Raw genomic sequence first — 14,529 nt, forward strand, 5'->3', positions numbered from 1 at the left:
CTAGATGCGCGGCAGGTAGGTGCGGTAGTCGAAATCCGAGACGGTGCGCAGCGAGATCAGCGCTTCCTTGTATTTCGTATCGCCATAAAGCTTCTGATAGCCTTCTCCGAATACGTCCTTGATGAAGGGCGAGGCCCGGAAGGCCTCGACCGCGGTCAGGAAGTCGTGCGTCAGGCGCTCGGTATTCTCAGGCACGTGCGACGGCGTGGTTTCGGCGCCGGGATCCAGCTCTTCGTCGAGTCCGAGCAGCATGCCGCCGAGAATGGCCACGAGCAACAGGTAGGGATTGGCGTCGGCCCCCGCGACCCGGTGTTCGACACGCGCCGCCGGCCCGTTCATGTCCGGAATGCGGATCGCCGTGCCGCGATGGCCGTATCCCCAGGTGAGATCGACAGGCGCGAAGGACCCCGGCTGGAAGCGGCGGTAGGAATTGGCAAAGGGCGCAAAGACCAGCTGCGCCTCGCGCATCGTCTTCAGCATGCCTGCCGTGACGGACTTCAGACGCTTCGGATCGCCGCTCTTGGCATCCAGGATGTTGCGGCCGTCCTTGTCGATGATGCTGGCATGCACATGCAGGCCGGACCCGGCATGATCGGAATAGGGCTTGGCCATGCAGGTCGATTTCAACCCATGGCGTCTCGCCGCCTGTTCGGCAATGCGCTTCAGGTAGATGCAGTCGTCGGCCGCCGCCAGCGCGTCCGGCCGGTGCAGCAGGTTGATCTCGAATTGCCCGGGGCCAAATTCCGCCATCGTCGCGTCGGCAGGCAGGTTCTGCGCGCTCGCATAGCTGCGCACAGTCCGCAGATAATCGTCGAGCGTATCGGTGGCACTCATGTCGTAGAGCTGGAACCCGTTCGGCTCGCCGCGATAGGTGAGCTTCTTCGGCGGCGAGGGATAGCCGGTCTCCAGCCAGTCCTGTTCGACCACGTAGAATTCCAGCTCTGTCGCCACGACCGGCGTCAGGCCGCGTTCGTCGTAACGCTTCAGGACCGAAGACAGGATTGCGCGCGGATCCATGAAGCTCGGCGTGCCGTCGAATTCGTGCATCGTCGCCAAGACCTGCATCGATCCCTCCGGCGCCCAGGGCATCGGTGCCAGGCTGCGCTTGTCGGGAATGCAGTTTCCGTCGGGATCGCCGATCGACAGCGACAGGCCGGTAATGTCGTCATTGTCGTCGCCCCAGATATCAAGCGATTGCGTCGAGGAGGGGAGGCGCACGTCGCCGGTCCAGATTTTCTTCTGCGCCTCGAGCGGAATTCGCTTGCCGCGCAGGTCGCCGTTCATGCCGACAAGCATGATTTCGACCCAGGGCTCGTCAGCCGCAGCTTTGCCGTGCATCTTGTCAGCCGTCATGATCTTGAAAATCCCCTCTGAGCAGGCCAAGGTCGTAACCCATTGGGAAGATCCTTTCAATCTCTGCAGGTGTTTCGCAAATCATGTCCGATACTTACCAGCGCTCAAATCTCGCCGCCCTCGATGCCGCCCATCATCTGCATCCCTTCTCGGATATGAAAAAGCTGAATGCCGGCGGCACGCGCATCATCGAGCGCGGCGAAGGCGTCCATATCTGGGATAGCAGCGGCAAGAAATATCTGGACGGATTTGCCGGTCTCTGGTGCGTCAATGTCGGCTATGGCCGCAAGGAAATCACCGACGCCGCCGCCAGGCAGATGAACGAGCTGCCCTATTACAACACCTTCTTCGGCACCACGAGCACGCCGACGACGCTGCTCGCCGAGAAGGTCACCGCCCATGCCGGGCCGCGCTTCAACCATGTCTTCTTCACCGGCTCCGGGTCCGAGGCCAACGACACCTGGTTCCGGATGGCCCGCGTCTACTGGAGCGCTATCGGCCAGCCGTCCAAGAAGATCGTCATCGCCCGCAAGAACGGCTACCACGGCTCGACCGTTGCCGGCGCCAGCCTCGGCGGCATGAAGTACATGCACGAGCAGGGCGACCTGCCGATCCCCGGCATCGTCCATATCGGCCAGCCCTACTGGTACGCGGAGGGGGGTGATCTTACGCCGACCGAATTCGGCCTCAAGGTGGCGCGCGAGTTGGAAGCGAAGATCGACGAACTCGGCGAGGAGAATGTCGCAGCCTTCGTCGCTGAACCGATCCAGGGAGCGGCCGGCGTCATCGTGCCACCGGAAACCTACTGGCCGGAGATCGCCCGCATCTGCAAGGCGCGCAACATCCTGCTCGTCACCGACGAAGTGATCTGCGGCTTCGGCCGCCTCGGCGAATGGTTCGGCCATCAATATTACGGTGTCGAGCCCGATCTCTGCCCGATCGCCAAGGGCCTGTCCTCAGGCTATCTGCCGATCGGCGGCGTCCTGGTTTCGGATCGCGTCGCTGACGTGCTGATCAACGATGTCGGCGATTTCAACCACGGCTTCACTTATTCCGGCCACCCGGTCTGCGCCGCCGCTGCGCTCGAAAACCTGCGCATCATCGAAGAGGAAAAATTGGTCGAGCGCGTCCGCGACGACATCGGCCCCTATTTCGCCAAGGCCTGGAACGCACTGGCCGATCACGACCTCGTCGGCGAAGCCGCAAGCGTCGGCCTTATGGCCGCGCTGCAGCTCACGTCGGACAAGAAGACCCGTACCCGCTTCGAAAAGCCTGATGCTATCGGCTCGCTGGTGCGCAACCACGCGCTCGCCAATGGCCTGATTCTCCGCGCCACCGGCGACCGCATGCTCGCCTCTCCGCCACTGGTGATCAGCCACGCCGAGGTGGACGAGATGGCGAGGATCACAAAGATCGCGCTTGATGCGGCGTGGAAGGAGTTGCGGAGCTAACGGCTCCGCGAGCCGTCTACCCAAGCATAACCGAAGCGATAGGTGTCGCCATCGGCCCCATAGTGATAGGGCACGTCGACAGAGACAGCCTGGGGGGCAGGCGTGATCTTCTGCGATGTGAGCCATTCCCTGAGGCTCAGCGGGATCACCGGCTGATCCTTGCTTTCGATATTCCATACGAGAAGCATTGGCTGGTTTTCCGCGGCGTCAATCTTCGTGCCGCCTGGCGGGTAGAGCGGCGAGATCACGGGGACATCGGGAAACTGAAGCCGGAGATTGCCCCCCGTCCAGTCCTTGGTGACGACGATCAGCCCTGGCGATCCCTGAGCCTTGAGCATCTCGGCAAGGCCGCGATAGGGGACGTTGCCGCGTTCGTAATTGTGAGTGAGACCCGCAGTCACGATCCGCCCGGCCATAGCGATCGGCAGAGCGACCATCGCGAAGACGATGATGGCCATGAGCCGCTGCACACCCGGCCATGAAACAACGCCGGCCGCCTCGATCTTCATGCACAGATAGAGCGGAGCAACGAAGAGAATCGGAATGAGCCAGCGACCCTTGATGTTGGTGGCGTGGCCGAAGACGATCAGAGCGAGAATGGCGACTGCCGAAAACAAGAGAATGCGTTCGACGAGCGCGATGTCGCGTGACGAGGCAGTAAGGCTGTTAAACAGGGCTTTGCGGAACGTGACTGCGAAGATCAGCGCGGTGGCCAATACAAATCCGGCAATAGCCTCTGCGAACGAGCCCATCCCGGCCAGCAGCTGCAACGGATAGTTTGCGGCATCATTCTCCGTCAGCTTGCCCAGCGTTCCCTCGGATGCTGCCGTCAGATGATCCTTCAGCCATAGCGCATGCGGCAGCGGCAGAGCGATCGCGATTGCAGCAGTCACCAGCAACCGCCGGTCGAAGATGCGTTTCCGCATGCAGCTGCCGGTCAGCGCTGCCAGAAAAGCGGTAGCCGGCAGGAGCGGGAAATTGTACTTGGACAGCATTCCGATGCCGATTGCGAGGCCGGTCAGCGCATAGGAGGCAAGGCTCGGGCGCTTCAGCGTCAGGACGTACCCGTAGATGAACATGCTGCTTGCGAAGAACAGGGCGACCGAGTGTGTAAGATCGCGTTGCATCTCGAAGGCGACCTGCGGGATCGTCAGCAGACCCAGAGTCGCGGCCACGACAAGCATCCGGTCATGCAGCAACATCCGTGCCGTCAGCGCGAAGAAGACATAGGCACCGAACAGCATCGCATTCTTGACGATCGCCAGCGTTGCCACGGAAACACCGGCGACGGAGAAAACCGCGTATTGGAGCCAATTGTAGAAGGGTGGCTGTTCGCCATAGCCGGCTGCAAGCCACTGCAGGCGGAAGACCTGCTGGGCCTCATCGATGCCGAGCGTAGCCGGCAACATCAGGCGAACGACGACGTGAACAGCGAAGTAGGAGGCGAGCAGGGCAAACAGCCAGGCGGGAACCGTTGTTGTCCTCGCCTGACTTGAAGCGGTCATTGATGGATCAAGCTTCGTTTCCATCGAAGATCTGCCGGACGATATAGTTCGGCGAGGCGTCGTCGCGGTAATAGGTGCGGGCGATCATTTCGGCGAGGATGCCGGTGGTGATCAGCTGCACCGAGGACAGCAGGAAGACGACGCCGACCATCAGCATCGGGCGGGTGCCGATGTCGTGGCCCATAATGAATTTGTCGACGAACAGATAAAACAGGATCAGGGCTGCGATCGCGCCGAAGCCGAGGCCGAGCGAACCGAAGAAGTGGCCGGGCCGCGCCTTGTAGCGCATGAAGAACATCACCGAGAGCAGGTCGAGGATCACCCGGAACGTGCGGGAAATGCCGTATTTCGATACGCCATGCTGACGCGCGTGATGGGTGACCGGCATTTCGCCGATGCGCGAGCTCGGCACGACGCCGGCGACCCAGGCCGGAATGAAACGGTGCATCTCGCCCATCAGCTTGACCTGCTTGATGATCGAGGCGCGATAAATCTTCAGGCTGCAGCCGTAATCGTGCAACTTGACGCCGGTGATGCGGCCGATGAGGTAATTGGCGCACCAGGAGGGGATCTTGCGCAGCAAAAGGCCATCCTGACGGTTCTTGCGCCAGCCGACCAAAAGGTCGAGTTCGCGGCGTTCGAGCTCGGAGACCATCGAAGGGATGTCCTTCGGATCGTTCTGCAGGTCGCCGTCCATGGTGGCGATCAGGCGGCCCTGCGCGGCGTCGATGCCGGCCTGCATGGCGGCCGTCTGGCCGAAATTGCGCTGCAGTGCGACGATGCGCAGAGCAAGTCCGTTGCGGCCGACGTAGTGGCGCGCATTGACCAGCGTCGCATCCGTGCTGCCGTCGTCAACGAGGATCAGTTCCCACGGGCTCGCATAACCGGCCATGGCTTCGACGATGCGCTCGACGAGTGGACCGACGCTTTCTTCTTCGTTGAAAACCGGTACCACGAGCGAAAGCTCAAGCGGTGCACCGGCATCATTTGCGCTCACGAGCGACTCTGACATTGTCTGCAACTCTTATTGCTCCTAAAAGGCCCGTCATGGCCAAGCAGGCGGCTGTTTCGGCCGCGAAAGTCAGGATGCCTACTACATGAACTCTCCGGCTGGCGCTAGCCGACAATCCTGGTTCGCACGCAATCGCATGACGTTGCTGACCGTCGTGATTGTCGCAGCCTATGCGCTTTTCATCGAATGGTTCTGGGGCTGGTCCTCGATCCTGGCGCAATGGGCTGCCGTCGGCGTGCTGCCGATCCTGATCGCGCTTGTTCTGCTGACCAGTACCTACTTCCTGCGCACCTGGCGCATCCTCGATTATTTTCCACGCGAAACCGCGGGCCAGTTCCGCACCCTGTTCCGCGTCACGCAGATCCACAATCTCTTGAATATCATGCTGCCGTTCCGGAGCGGCGAGACCAGCTTCCCGCTGCTGATGCGCACGGAATTCGGCATTCCGCTCGCCCGTGGCACGTCGGCGCTGCTCGTCATGCGGCTTCTCGATCTTCATGCGCTGCTTGCGGCAGCCGGAATCGGTTTTGCAAGCGCCGCCGGCAATGCCTTGATCGCATGGGTTATTTGGGCTGTCTTCCTGCTGCTGCCGGTCGCTGCATTTGCCGTTCGCAAGCCGCTGCTGCGTCTCGGCTTCAAGCTGGCGCCGAAGAAAGCTCAGGGCTTTCTGGCCGAGATCGAAAACGGTCTACCGGTCAATGGCATCGCCTTTGCCCGTGCCTGGGCGATGACGGCGGTGAACTGGCTGGTGAAGGTGCTGGTTCTCGCCTGGGCTCTCAGCCTCATGGGCGTTCTGCCGCTGGCGGCAAGCTTCGGCGGCGCGCTGGGGGGGGAGTTGTCCTCTGTACTTCCGGTTCATGCACCGGGCGGGGTGGGCACCTATCCGGCCGGCATCACCGCCGGCGCTGTCGCCTTCGGTGCCTCCGGGGAAAAGGCAGCACTTGCCGCCCTGGCACAGGCGAGCGTCAACGCGCATCTGCTGATCATTGTCTCGGCCCTGACAGGCACGGCCATTTCACTGCCCTTCGGCCGCCGCCGCAAGCTCTGATATCCGCTGTCTGAGAAACAGCTTTTCCGGCTCCTGCCTGCAGAGCGACAGGGCGCGCCGGTAGGCGCTGATTGCCTCTTCCCTGCGGCCGACTTGGCGCAGGAAATCGGCGCGGGCGGAATGTGCCAGGTGATAGGTTTCGAGTTCGCCCGCCTGCAGGATGCCGTCGATGATTTCGATCCCGCGCGCATAGCCTTCGGTCATGGCGATCGCCACAGCACGGTTGAGCTCCGCAACGGGCGACGGTTGTGCCGCGATCAAGAGGTCGTAATAGGCGGCAATGCGCCGCCAGTTGGTTGCCTCGGGCGTTCCGGCCTTGGCATGTTCCGCGGCGATCGCCGCCTGCACGGTGTAAAGGCCGATCTCCGGATGCGCCATGACGCGGTCGAGCAGATCGAGGCCCTCGGCGATCTCTTTCCGGTCCCAGAGGCCCCGGTCCTGATCTGCAAGCAGGACAAGGCCGCCATCCGCGCCGCGCCGCGCTGTCCGGCGTGAATTCTGCAGCAGCATCAGCGCCAGCAGTCCCTCGATGTCGGGGTGCGGCAGAAGCGTTATCATCAGCCGAGCGAGCCTGATCGCCTCGCCGGTCAGATCAGTGCGGACGATCTCGCTGCCGGATGAGGCCGAATAGCCCTCGTTGAAAACCAGATAGATGACATGCAGGACGCGATCCAGCCGTTCGGGCAGTGCATCGCGCTCCGGCACCTCATAGGGGATCTTCGCGGCGCGAATTCTGTTCTTCGCCCTAACGATGCGCTGTGCCACCGTCGGCGCTGGAACCAGGAAGGCATGGGCGATCGCCTCCGTCGTCAGTCCGCAGATTTCCCGCAGCGCCATGGCCATCTGCGCGTCGGCGGGGATGACGGGATGGCAGCAGGTGAAGATCAGCCTCAGCATGTCGTCGCCGATCGCGTCCATCTCGCCAGCCTCCATGGTTTCCGCCGTGCCGTAGAGGCTGTCTTCGATGTCCTTCGCCGACGCATCGAAACGGGCGCGGCGGCGGATGTGATCGATCGCCCGGAATCGACCTGTCGAGATCAGCCAGGCGGAGGGATTGCCGGGAATGCCGTCACGCGGCCAGCTGCGGGCCGCCTCCGCAAAGGCGTCGTGCAGCGCTTCCTCCGCCCGGTCGAAATCGCCAAGCAGGCGGATCAGCGTTGCCAGAACCCGGCGCGACTGCGTGCGGTAGATCTCCTCGATTGCGGTCTCCAAGCGCTACTCCGGTATCACAAGCGTCCGCACCGGCCGCAGTTCGACCGCGCCGAAGCGGGCCGAGGGAATGCGCGCGGCAATCCGCCGGGCAGCGTGGTCGTCGGCTGCCTCGATAATGTATAGGCCGGCCAGATGCTCCTTGGTCTCGACATAGGGGCCGTCGGTCGCATGAAGGTTCCCGTCGCGCACGCGCAGCACTGTCGCCTTGTCAGGCATCTCCAGCGCATCGGCATGGATCATCACGCCCTTGCTGCGAAGCTCCTCGTCGAAACTGACATGCGCCTTGATCAATTCGTCCGTCTCGGCCTGTGTCAGCGTCCCGTCGCTATCGGCCGAATTGTAGATCAGGCAGACATAACGCATCGGATCACTCCCTGTCCTGGATGGAATAGGCGGGCCGGACCTCGATCGAGGCATAGTCGGCGATCGGGAAGGCCGAGGCGATCTCGGTGGCCTGCCTCATATCCTTCGCCTCGATCAGCACGAAGCCGCCGAGATGCTCCTTGATTTCTGCAAACGGCCCGTCGGTTGCAGACAAAGCGCCATCGCGGACCCGCACCGTAACCGCGGTTTCCGGATCGCGCAGCGCCAGCGCCGTGATCAGATGGCCGCTGTCACGCCATCGGTTGTCGCTGAGGATGCACTTCTGCGTCAGCACATCCCATTTTTCCTGGGGCACCAGCTTGCTCTTCTCGGTATCGAACCAGATCTGGCAGAGAAATTTCATGGTGTCGCCTCCCGAAGGCCGCTCTTGAAATCATGGATCGGGCGGACTTCGATACTGCCATATCTGGCAAGCGGAATGCCGGCGGCAACCCGGATGGCGTCGTTCAGATCCTTTGCCTCTATGAGGATGAAGCCGCCGAGCTGTTCCTTCGTCTCGGCATAAGGGCCATCGGTGACCGACATCTCGCTGTTGCGGACCTTGACGGTGACCGCAGCGCCCGGGTGCTGCAGGGCTTCGGCATGGATCATGTGGCCGCTGGCTTCAAGGTGGCGGTCATAGGCCGCCGAATCTCGGTCGAGCGTCTGCTTTCCTTCATTCGTCATCCGCTCGAGCACCGACGGCTCGAACCACACCTGGCACAGATATCGCATCGCGGCTTTCCTCCTGGCTGCCTCATCAGCTCCTGGACGACGAGACTAAGCGCAAATCGACAGCGGGAGAAAAAATCTTTCTTCGAGACGCAATGTCGAAACCTGCAGCGGCCAGCCGACAAGCTCCATCGATAACATCAGGGAGCAGAGACGATGGAAATTCTTGAGGTCGCGATCGCCAGCTGGGTGGCGAGACGTAAGCCGAAGATGACGGCAGACGAGTTCTACGAGCGAGAAGAGCCGCAGCTCCTGCCGCGGTTTGTGATCGCGGTGCTGCTATTCATCGCCATCATCGGCGCAGTGGACATGGTCCCGCGCGAGAAAAACGGCCCGCAGATGACTGCGGACCGGAGCATTGACGATTGAGCTTACTGGAATGCCGTCTCGAAGAAGCTGCGCAGCTTGCGCGAATGCAGCGTTTCAGGCGGCATGGCCGCCAGCTTCTGAATGGCACGGATACCGATCTGCAGATGCTGGTTGACCTGCGTGCGGTAGAAGGCCGTCGCCATGCCGGGCAGTTTAAGTTCGCCATGCAGCGGCTTGTCGGAGACGCAGAGCAGCGTGCCGTAGGGAACGCGGAAGCGGAAGCCGTTGGCGGCGATCGTTGCCGATTCCATGTCGAGCGCAATAGCGCGGGCCTGCGACAGCCGCTTCACCGGGCCTGCCTGATCGCGCAGTTCCCAGTTGCGGTTGTCGATGGTCCCGACCGTGCCGGTGCGCATGATACGCTTCAGCTCGAAGCCCTCGTAACCGGTGATCTCGGCAACGGCCGCTTCCAGCGCCACCTGCACTTCGGCGAGCGCCGGGATCGGCACCCAGACCGGCAGGTCGTCGTCGAGAACGTGGTCTTCGCGCATATAAGCATGGGCCAGCACGTAGTCGCCGAGCCGCTGGCTGTTGCGCAGACCGGCGCAGTGGCCGAGCATCAGCCAGGCATGCGGGCGAAGCACGGCCACGTGGTCGGTGATCGTCTTGGCGTTGGAAGGGCCGACGCCGATATTGATCATCGTGATGCCGCCGTGCCCCTTCTTCTTGAGGTGATAGGCAGGCATCTGCGGCAGGCGGCCGGGCGTCGCATCGCCTTCCGGCGTGCTGGAACCCGCATGGGTGATGATGTTGCCGGGCTCGACGAAGGCGGTGTAGCCCTCTTCGCCGCCGCCATTGGCCATCACGCCACGCGCCCAGTTGCAGAATTCGTCGATGTAGAACTGGTAGTTCGTGAACAGAACGAAATTCTGGAAGTGCTGCGCGCCGGTTGCCGTGTAGTGGGAAAGGCGGGCGAGCGAATAGTCGATGCGCTGCGCCGTGAATGGCGCCAGCGGCGATGGCTCGCCGGGCGGCGGAATATATTCGCCGTTGGCGATCTCGTCGTCGGTGGTGTTCAGATCCGGCGTGTCGAAGAGATCACGCATCGGAATATCCATGAAGGCCGATGCGGAGGCCTCGACATGGGCGCCTTCGCCGAAGGCGAAATGCAGCGGGATCGGCGTTGAGGATTCGGAGACGATGACCGGAACATTGTGGCTCTTCATCAGAAGCGCCAGCTGTTCCTTGAGATAATGCCGGAAGAGTTTAGGACGCGTCACCGTCGTCGTGTAGACGCCCGGCGATGTCACATGGCCGTAAGAGAGGCGGCTGTCGACATGGCCGAAGCTCGTCGTCTCGATGCTCACCTGCGGATAGAAGGCCCGGTGCCGCGCGGTGATCGGCGCGCCCTTGGCAAGGGTCGCAAAACTGTCGATCAGGAAGGCGGTGTTGCGCTCGTAAAGCTCGGTCAGCGCATCCACGGCCTTGGCCGGATCGTCGAAGCTTTGCGGTTCAAAGGCGGGCGGAGACGAGATGTCGAGGGGTGCTAGCGGAGAGATTCGTGTGCTCATGGCGCATTATAGAGCGCCGGTTTTAACAAGCAAGCGACGCCCGGAAGGCGAAAATGAGATTATTTGGGAGCGCCTGAGCAGAACGGGCTGCTGATTTCGGCGCAGGTATAGTTCGCCCCGAAATGCGATTGGGCGCCACCGCCGCCACCGCGAACCACCGCTGCCGAAAACGCCACCGCGAAGACGGCTGCCGAGAGTGTGATGATGGTGAAGCGTCTTGCCAGAATGAGCACGTCCATGTTCCCTAACCCGTATGCGCCCTTGATCGTTGCCCTTCTTTTGACACGGTGCGGCTGAACGGGTGCTGAGATGCCGGTTCATTTGGCGTTCAGGAAAATGGGGAGGGTTTTGGGGGCCCTCATGAGGGGGCGGGCACGGCGCCTGCGGCCCCCTCATCCGGCTGCCGCCACCTTCTCCCCGCTGGGGAGAAGGGAAGTGCCGCAACGTCTCGATCCCTTCTCCCCAGCGGGGAGAAGGTGCCCGAAGGGCGGATGAGGGGGCTCCGGGCACGGAAGGTTGCTTTAGTTCCGGCGAACAGGAACGGTGGCTCCAATCAATCCTAAAGCCGCGTCCAGGTCTGCGATTTGCAGAGCACCTTCATCACGCAGCCCTTCATCCGCAGCGTATCGCCGGACACGCTGCCGGAGCCGCTATAGGTCTTGTCGTCCTTGGGGTCGGTGATCTCGCCGTCATAGGTACTGCCGGTGCCCGCCAGCGTGCCGATCTTCTTGCCCGAGAATTTGCCGCTTTTCAGCGTTATGCAATAGCTGCCGCCGCAAGCCGCGATCTGGGCGGTATCGCCAGACGCTGTCTTCCAGTTGCCGACGATCGGCTCGTCCGCATGGGCGAGCCCTGCCGAAAGCGCCAGCGCGCTTGCGATAATAAATGTGCGGATCATCTTTTCCTCCCTGATGTCCAAACCCGCGCGAAAAATAACTGACGCGAACGTAAAGGTAAATATCGGAAAGCCGGGAAATGCCGGGTTTTCAAGGGGGCCGAAGCTGCAGATTTTCCGATTTGTCGTTTGGGCAGCTCGTTTCGTGGTGAACGAAGCGTTGATTTTCAAATCTGAATCTTTCGTAAAATTGTCTCGAAACTCCTTAATTTGCAGGCATCACGATGTTTAACAAAAACCCAAGTTTACCAAGCGTTTGGACTTTGTTTGTCTCAAATTAATCATGCATTTTAGGCGTTTTTTGAAAGCCCCGCGGCATAGTGGAGCCATCAAACGAGCGGGGCAAACCCGCCGAACCGAAGGGACCGAAAGCCGCGATAGACGGCACGGCCCGGACGGTAAAACAGGGCAAGTCGACAACAGGCTAAACAGGGATAAAACCGATGGCACGCTTTGAAATGCACAATGCTGAAATGGCCACCATGGGTGGCGACAGAAACGCCGACGTCTTCTGCGAAATGGGTCTGATGTATGCAACCGGCCGCGGCTGCGAAGTCGATCTGGTCGCCGCGCACAAGTGGCTGAACATCGCCGCCATCAAGGGCAGCGACCGGGCCGTCGACCTGCGCGCCGACGTCGCGGCTTCGATGAGCAAGATGCAGCTGGTCGAGGCGCTCCGCGCCGCTCGCGAGTGGATGACCATCCACTAAGCTGCAACGAAAAATCAGACAAGAATAACAACCTCGAAACGAGGGGAATGGCGGGCACCTTGACCGGGCCTGCGCCAGGAGAACGGAACCGCGACCGGCAGAAACAAGGCCGGCGCGGTTTTTTCCATTTTAGCCGAGCGTGTGCAAGACTTCGGGAAGTGCTGCCTCGAAGCGGTTCATATCGGCTTCCGGTCCGACACTGACGCGGATGCAGCGGTTGAGCGGCGCGACACCGGGCATGCGGATGAACACGCCATGCTGCATCAGCCCATCGACGATGGCGCGCGCATAGGTGCCGTCACGCCCGGCATCGACGGTCACGAAATTGGTGGCCGAAGGCAGCGGCGACAGCTGGTTTGCCCGCGCAATGTCGGAGATGCGCTCGCGTGCTGCGTGGATCTTGCCGACCACTTCGGCCAGATAGGCCCGGTCCTTCAGGGCGGCGAGGGCTGCGGCGGTCGCCAGCCGGTTCATGCCGAAGTGATTGCGGATCTTGTCGAAAGCCCGGGCGGTGCCCGGCGTCGAGATCACATAGCCGACACGGGCGCCGGCCAGGCCATAGGCCTTGGAGAAGGTGCGGGTGCGCACGATGTTCGGCAGGTCGATCAGGGATTCGATCGAGGGCAGGGCACTCGCCGGTCCCGTCTCGCTATAGGCCTCGTCAAGCACCATCAGGCAGGTTTCGGGCAGCGCTCTGGCAAAGGCGACGATCTTGTCGGCGTCCCACCAGCTTCCCATCGGATTGTCAGGATTGGCGAAATAGACGAGCGGCGCATTCTCCCGCTTCACCGCATCCAGCAGGCCATCGAGATCTTCCCGGTCGTTCACATAGGGAACGGTGACGAGGCGCCCGCCAAAACCGGCAACATGGAAGTTGAAAGTCGGATAGCCGCCGAGCGAGGTGACGACGGGCATGCCGGGTTCGATCACCAGCCGGACGATCTGGCCGAGCAGTTCGTCGATGCCGCCGCCGATGGCGATATTGGCTGATGTGACGCCGAGATGGGCGGCCAGCGCCTCGCGCAGCTCGAAATTCTCCGGATCGTTGTATTTCCAGATATCACCGCCCGCCTCGCGCATTGCGGCGAGCACGGAAGGCGCCGGGCCGAAGCCGTTTTCATTGGCGCCGATGCGGGCAGCAACCTTCAGGCCGCGCTGGCGCTCGATGGCTTCGGGGCCGACGAAGGGAACGGTGGAGGGCAGGGAGCTGACCAGCGGCGTGAAGCGCGAAAAGGCGGACATGGAAATGCTGAATCCCGGATAAAATGAAAGCGGCGCCAACAATAGGCGCCGCTCTTTTCAAGGCAAGCAAGATTATTCCAGAAACCGGCCTATTGCATCGCCGTGATGCGGCCCGCGCGACGAGCCTGGATCGCCTCGACATTGCCGGCCATGAAGTCGGCGCGCACCACGCGGCGCAGTACTTCCGGATCGAGAACGTTGATGAAGCGAACGCCGATGCGTTCCTTGTTGCGGTACACCTCGGCGCAGCCGATGCGGTAGGCGAGCCCGAGAATGTTCAGATAATAATGTTTCGGAAGGCCGGCCGTCGACGCGACGAGGAAGGTGGCACCGCCGCGCGAGATATCGAGGATCTCCGCACTGCGAAGCGACATGCCGGTGAGACACGGGCGCACCGCGATGATGCGCGCCGGCCGGCTGACCTGGAATTGCTCCCAGCGCTGGTCGTAGACCTCAGATTTCACCGTCGCGAGATGCGTTGCCCGGTCCATGGACATCGTGCAGTCCTCCGTCTGAGCCAAGGTCATCCTGGCGCGTTCTGGCAGAGCCTCACATGAATGTTTTGCGCATTCGTCAAAGAGATTTAGACAATTTTAGTGAATGTGAATTTTGTGCTTACGTGACACAGTCCTGTGCCGCAGCGGGAAGCCTATGCGCCAAAAGCCCGCGCCGCCGCATAGCCGCCCGCAGCCGTTGCCGCGGTGACGAATGTGCCCCAGGCCATGTCCACCAGGGTCATTGTCACAGGCCAGTTCTTCAGCGTCGACAGATTGGTAATGTCATAGGTGCCGTAGGCCGCCAGTCCCAGAATGGCACCATAGGCAAGCGCTGTGGTCAGCGAGGCCGCGCTGACCGCCGGAAGCACCGCGAGCACCACGACGGCGACTGCAAAGAACACATAGAACAATGCCGCGATGCCGAGTGCAGGCTGCGGCAGCATCAGGTCGCCCAGCTGATCGCGGTAGAAGGTGCGAGCAACGAGGCCGAGCCAGATCGCATCCAGCACCAGCAGCGTGGCGAAAGACCCGGCATAGGCAAGCAGCGCTGTTTTCATCGGCGTCTCTCCCGTTTGATCATCTCTACGCTGAATTGAGAAATTGGATTGCCTGACTGAATCGTTTTCTCG

General features: G+C 61.8%; 17 protein-coding genes. 4 read left to right on the plus strand and 13 right to left on the minus strand.

Annotation, left to right across the window (positions count from 1 at the left end):
• Complete coding sequence (locus J2X43_RS23055; RefSeq protein ID WP_310297856.1) at positions 1 to 1,353, minus strand: glutamine synthetase family protein; 1,353 nt, start codon at positions 1,351 to 1,353, stop codon at positions 1 to 3.
• Positions 1,354 to 1,436: 83 nt separating this feature from the next.
• Between J2X43_RS23055 and J2X43_RS23060 the strand changes: the two genes are divergently transcribed.
• The gene (locus J2X43_RS23060; RefSeq protein WP_310297859.1) at positions 1,437 to 2,804 is read left to right on the plus strand and encodes an aspartate aminotransferase family protein; all 1,368 of its coding nucleotides are present in this window, start codon (positions 1,437 to 1,439) and stop codon (positions 2,802 to 2,804) included.
• On the opposite strand, the gene J2X43_RS23065 is transcribed toward J2X43_RS23060, so the two are convergent.
• Both J2X43_RS23065 and J2X43_RS23070 read right to left on the minus strand, forming a co-directional pair.
• Complete coding sequence (locus J2X43_RS23065) at positions 2,801 to 4,309, minus strand: glycosyltransferase family 39 protein (protein WP_310298676.1); 1,509 nt, start codon at positions 4,307 to 4,309, stop codon at positions 2,801 to 2,803. The genes J2X43_RS23060 and J2X43_RS23065 overlap by 4 nt on opposite strands.
• Positions 4,310 to 4,316: 7 nt before the next feature.
• On the minus strand, positions 4,317 to 5,321 hold the full coding sequence (locus J2X43_RS23070) for a glycosyltransferase family 2 protein (protein WP_112390759.1): 1,005 nt from the start codon (positions 5,319 to 5,321) through the stop codon (positions 4,317 to 4,319).
• An 85-nt stretch (positions 5,322 to 5,406) separates the two neighbouring features.
• On the opposite strand from J2X43_RS23070, the gene J2X43_RS23075 reads away from it, so the two are divergent.
• Positions 5,407 to 6,369 carry a lysylphosphatidylglycerol synthase domain-containing protein gene (locus J2X43_RS23075; RefSeq protein WP_310297863.1) on the plus strand — a complete coding sequence of 321 codons (963 nt, stop codon included), beginning with the start codon at positions 5,407 to 5,409 and terminating at the stop codon, positions 6,367 to 6,369.
• Here J2X43_RS23075 and J2X43_RS23080 read toward each other — a convergent pair.
• From J2X43_RS23080 to J2X43_RS23095, 4 genes are read right to left on the minus strand one after another with little or no spacing between them, the layout of a single operon-like run.
• Complete coding sequence (locus J2X43_RS23080) at positions 6,337 to 7,581, minus strand: RNA polymerase sigma factor (RefSeq protein WP_310297865.1); 1,245 nt, start codon at positions 7,579 to 7,581, stop codon at positions 6,337 to 6,339. The two genes, J2X43_RS23075 and J2X43_RS23080, sit on opposite strands and share 33 nt — an antisense overlap.
• A 3-nt stretch (positions 7,582 to 7,584) precedes the next feature.
• Positions 7,585 to 7,944: a YciI family protein gene (locus J2X43_RS23085; RefSeq protein WP_310297869.1), complete on the minus strand. Its 360-nt coding sequence runs from the start codon at positions 7,942 to 7,944 to the stop codon at positions 7,585 to 7,587.
• 4 nt (positions 7,945 to 7,948) lie between these two features.
• Entirely contained in the window at positions 7,949 to 8,308 is a 360-nt protein-coding gene (locus tag J2X43_RS23090) for a YciI family protein (RefSeq protein WP_310297872.1), read from the minus strand.
• Positions 8,305 to 8,679, minus strand: a complete 375-nt coding sequence (locus J2X43_RS23095) for a YciI family protein (RefSeq protein WP_310297876.1) — start codon at positions 8,677 to 8,679, stop codon at positions 8,305 to 8,307. The genes J2X43_RS23090 and J2X43_RS23095 overlap by 4 nt, the downstream gene beginning before the upstream one ends.
• 153 nt (positions 8,680 to 8,832) lie before the next feature.
• Between J2X43_RS23095 and J2X43_RS23100 the strand changes: the two genes are divergently transcribed.
• Complete coding sequence (locus tag J2X43_RS23100; RefSeq protein WP_310297878.1) at positions 8,833 to 9,045, plus strand: hypothetical protein; 213 nt, start codon at positions 8,833 to 8,835, stop codon at positions 9,043 to 9,045.
• 2 nt (positions 9,046 to 9,047) lie between these two features.
• On the opposite strand, the gene J2X43_RS23105 is transcribed toward J2X43_RS23100, so the two are convergent.
• The 3 genes from J2X43_RS23105 to J2X43_RS23115 all read right to left on the minus strand — a co-directional run bounded on the left by J2X43_RS23105 (position 9,048) and on the right by J2X43_RS23115 (position 11,454).
• Positions 9,048 to 10,556, minus strand: a complete 1,509-nt coding sequence (locus J2X43_RS23105) for an AMP nucleosidase (RefSeq protein ID WP_112517130.1) — start codon at positions 10,554 to 10,556, stop codon at positions 9,048 to 9,050.
• 59 nt (positions 10,557 to 10,615) lie between these two features.
• The gene (locus tag J2X43_RS23110; protein WP_112390767.1) at positions 10,616 to 10,795 is read right to left on the minus strand and encodes a hypothetical protein; all 180 of its coding nucleotides are present in this window, start codon (positions 10,793 to 10,795) and stop codon (positions 10,616 to 10,618) included.
• A 320-nt stretch (positions 10,796 to 11,115) separates the two neighbouring features.
• Entirely contained in the window at positions 11,116 to 11,454 is a 339-nt protein-coding gene (locus J2X43_RS23115; protein WP_112537575.1) for a DUF2147 domain-containing protein, read from the minus strand.
• Positions 11,455 to 11,894: 440 nt separating this feature from the next.
• On the opposite strand from J2X43_RS23115, the gene J2X43_RS23120 reads away from it, so the two are divergent.
• Positions 11,895 to 12,161: a tetratricopeptide repeat protein gene (locus J2X43_RS23120; protein ID WP_112517129.1), complete on the plus strand. Its 267-nt coding sequence runs from the start codon at positions 11,895 to 11,897 to the stop codon at positions 12,159 to 12,161.
• A gap of 129 nt (positions 12,162 to 12,290) precedes the next feature.
• On the opposite strand, the gene J2X43_RS23125 is transcribed toward J2X43_RS23120, so the two are convergent.
• From J2X43_RS23125 to J2X43_RS23135, 3 genes are all read right to left on the minus strand, one after another.
• Positions 12,291 to 13,403: a pyridoxal phosphate-dependent aminotransferase gene (locus tag J2X43_RS23125; protein WP_310297882.1), complete on the minus strand. Its 1,113-nt coding sequence runs from the start codon at positions 13,401 to 13,403 to the stop codon at positions 12,291 to 12,293.
• An 89-nt stretch (positions 13,404 to 13,492) separates the two neighbouring features.
• On the minus strand, positions 13,493 to 13,900 hold the full coding sequence (locus J2X43_RS23130; RefSeq protein ID WP_112390770.1) for a PilZ domain-containing protein: 408 nt from the start codon (positions 13,898 to 13,900) through the stop codon (positions 13,493 to 13,495).
• Positions 13,901 to 14,052: 152 nt separating this feature from the next.
• Positions 14,053 to 14,457, minus strand: a complete 405-nt coding sequence (locus J2X43_RS23135) for a DUF2177 family protein (protein WP_310297884.1) — start codon at positions 14,455 to 14,457, stop codon at positions 14,053 to 14,055.
• Positions 14,458 to 14,529 lie beyond the last annotated feature (72 nt).

Source organism: Rhizobium sp. BE258 (assembly GCF_031457345.1).
Lineage (GTDB): Bacteria > Pseudomonadota > Alphaproteobacteria > Rhizobiales > Rhizobiaceae > Rhizobium.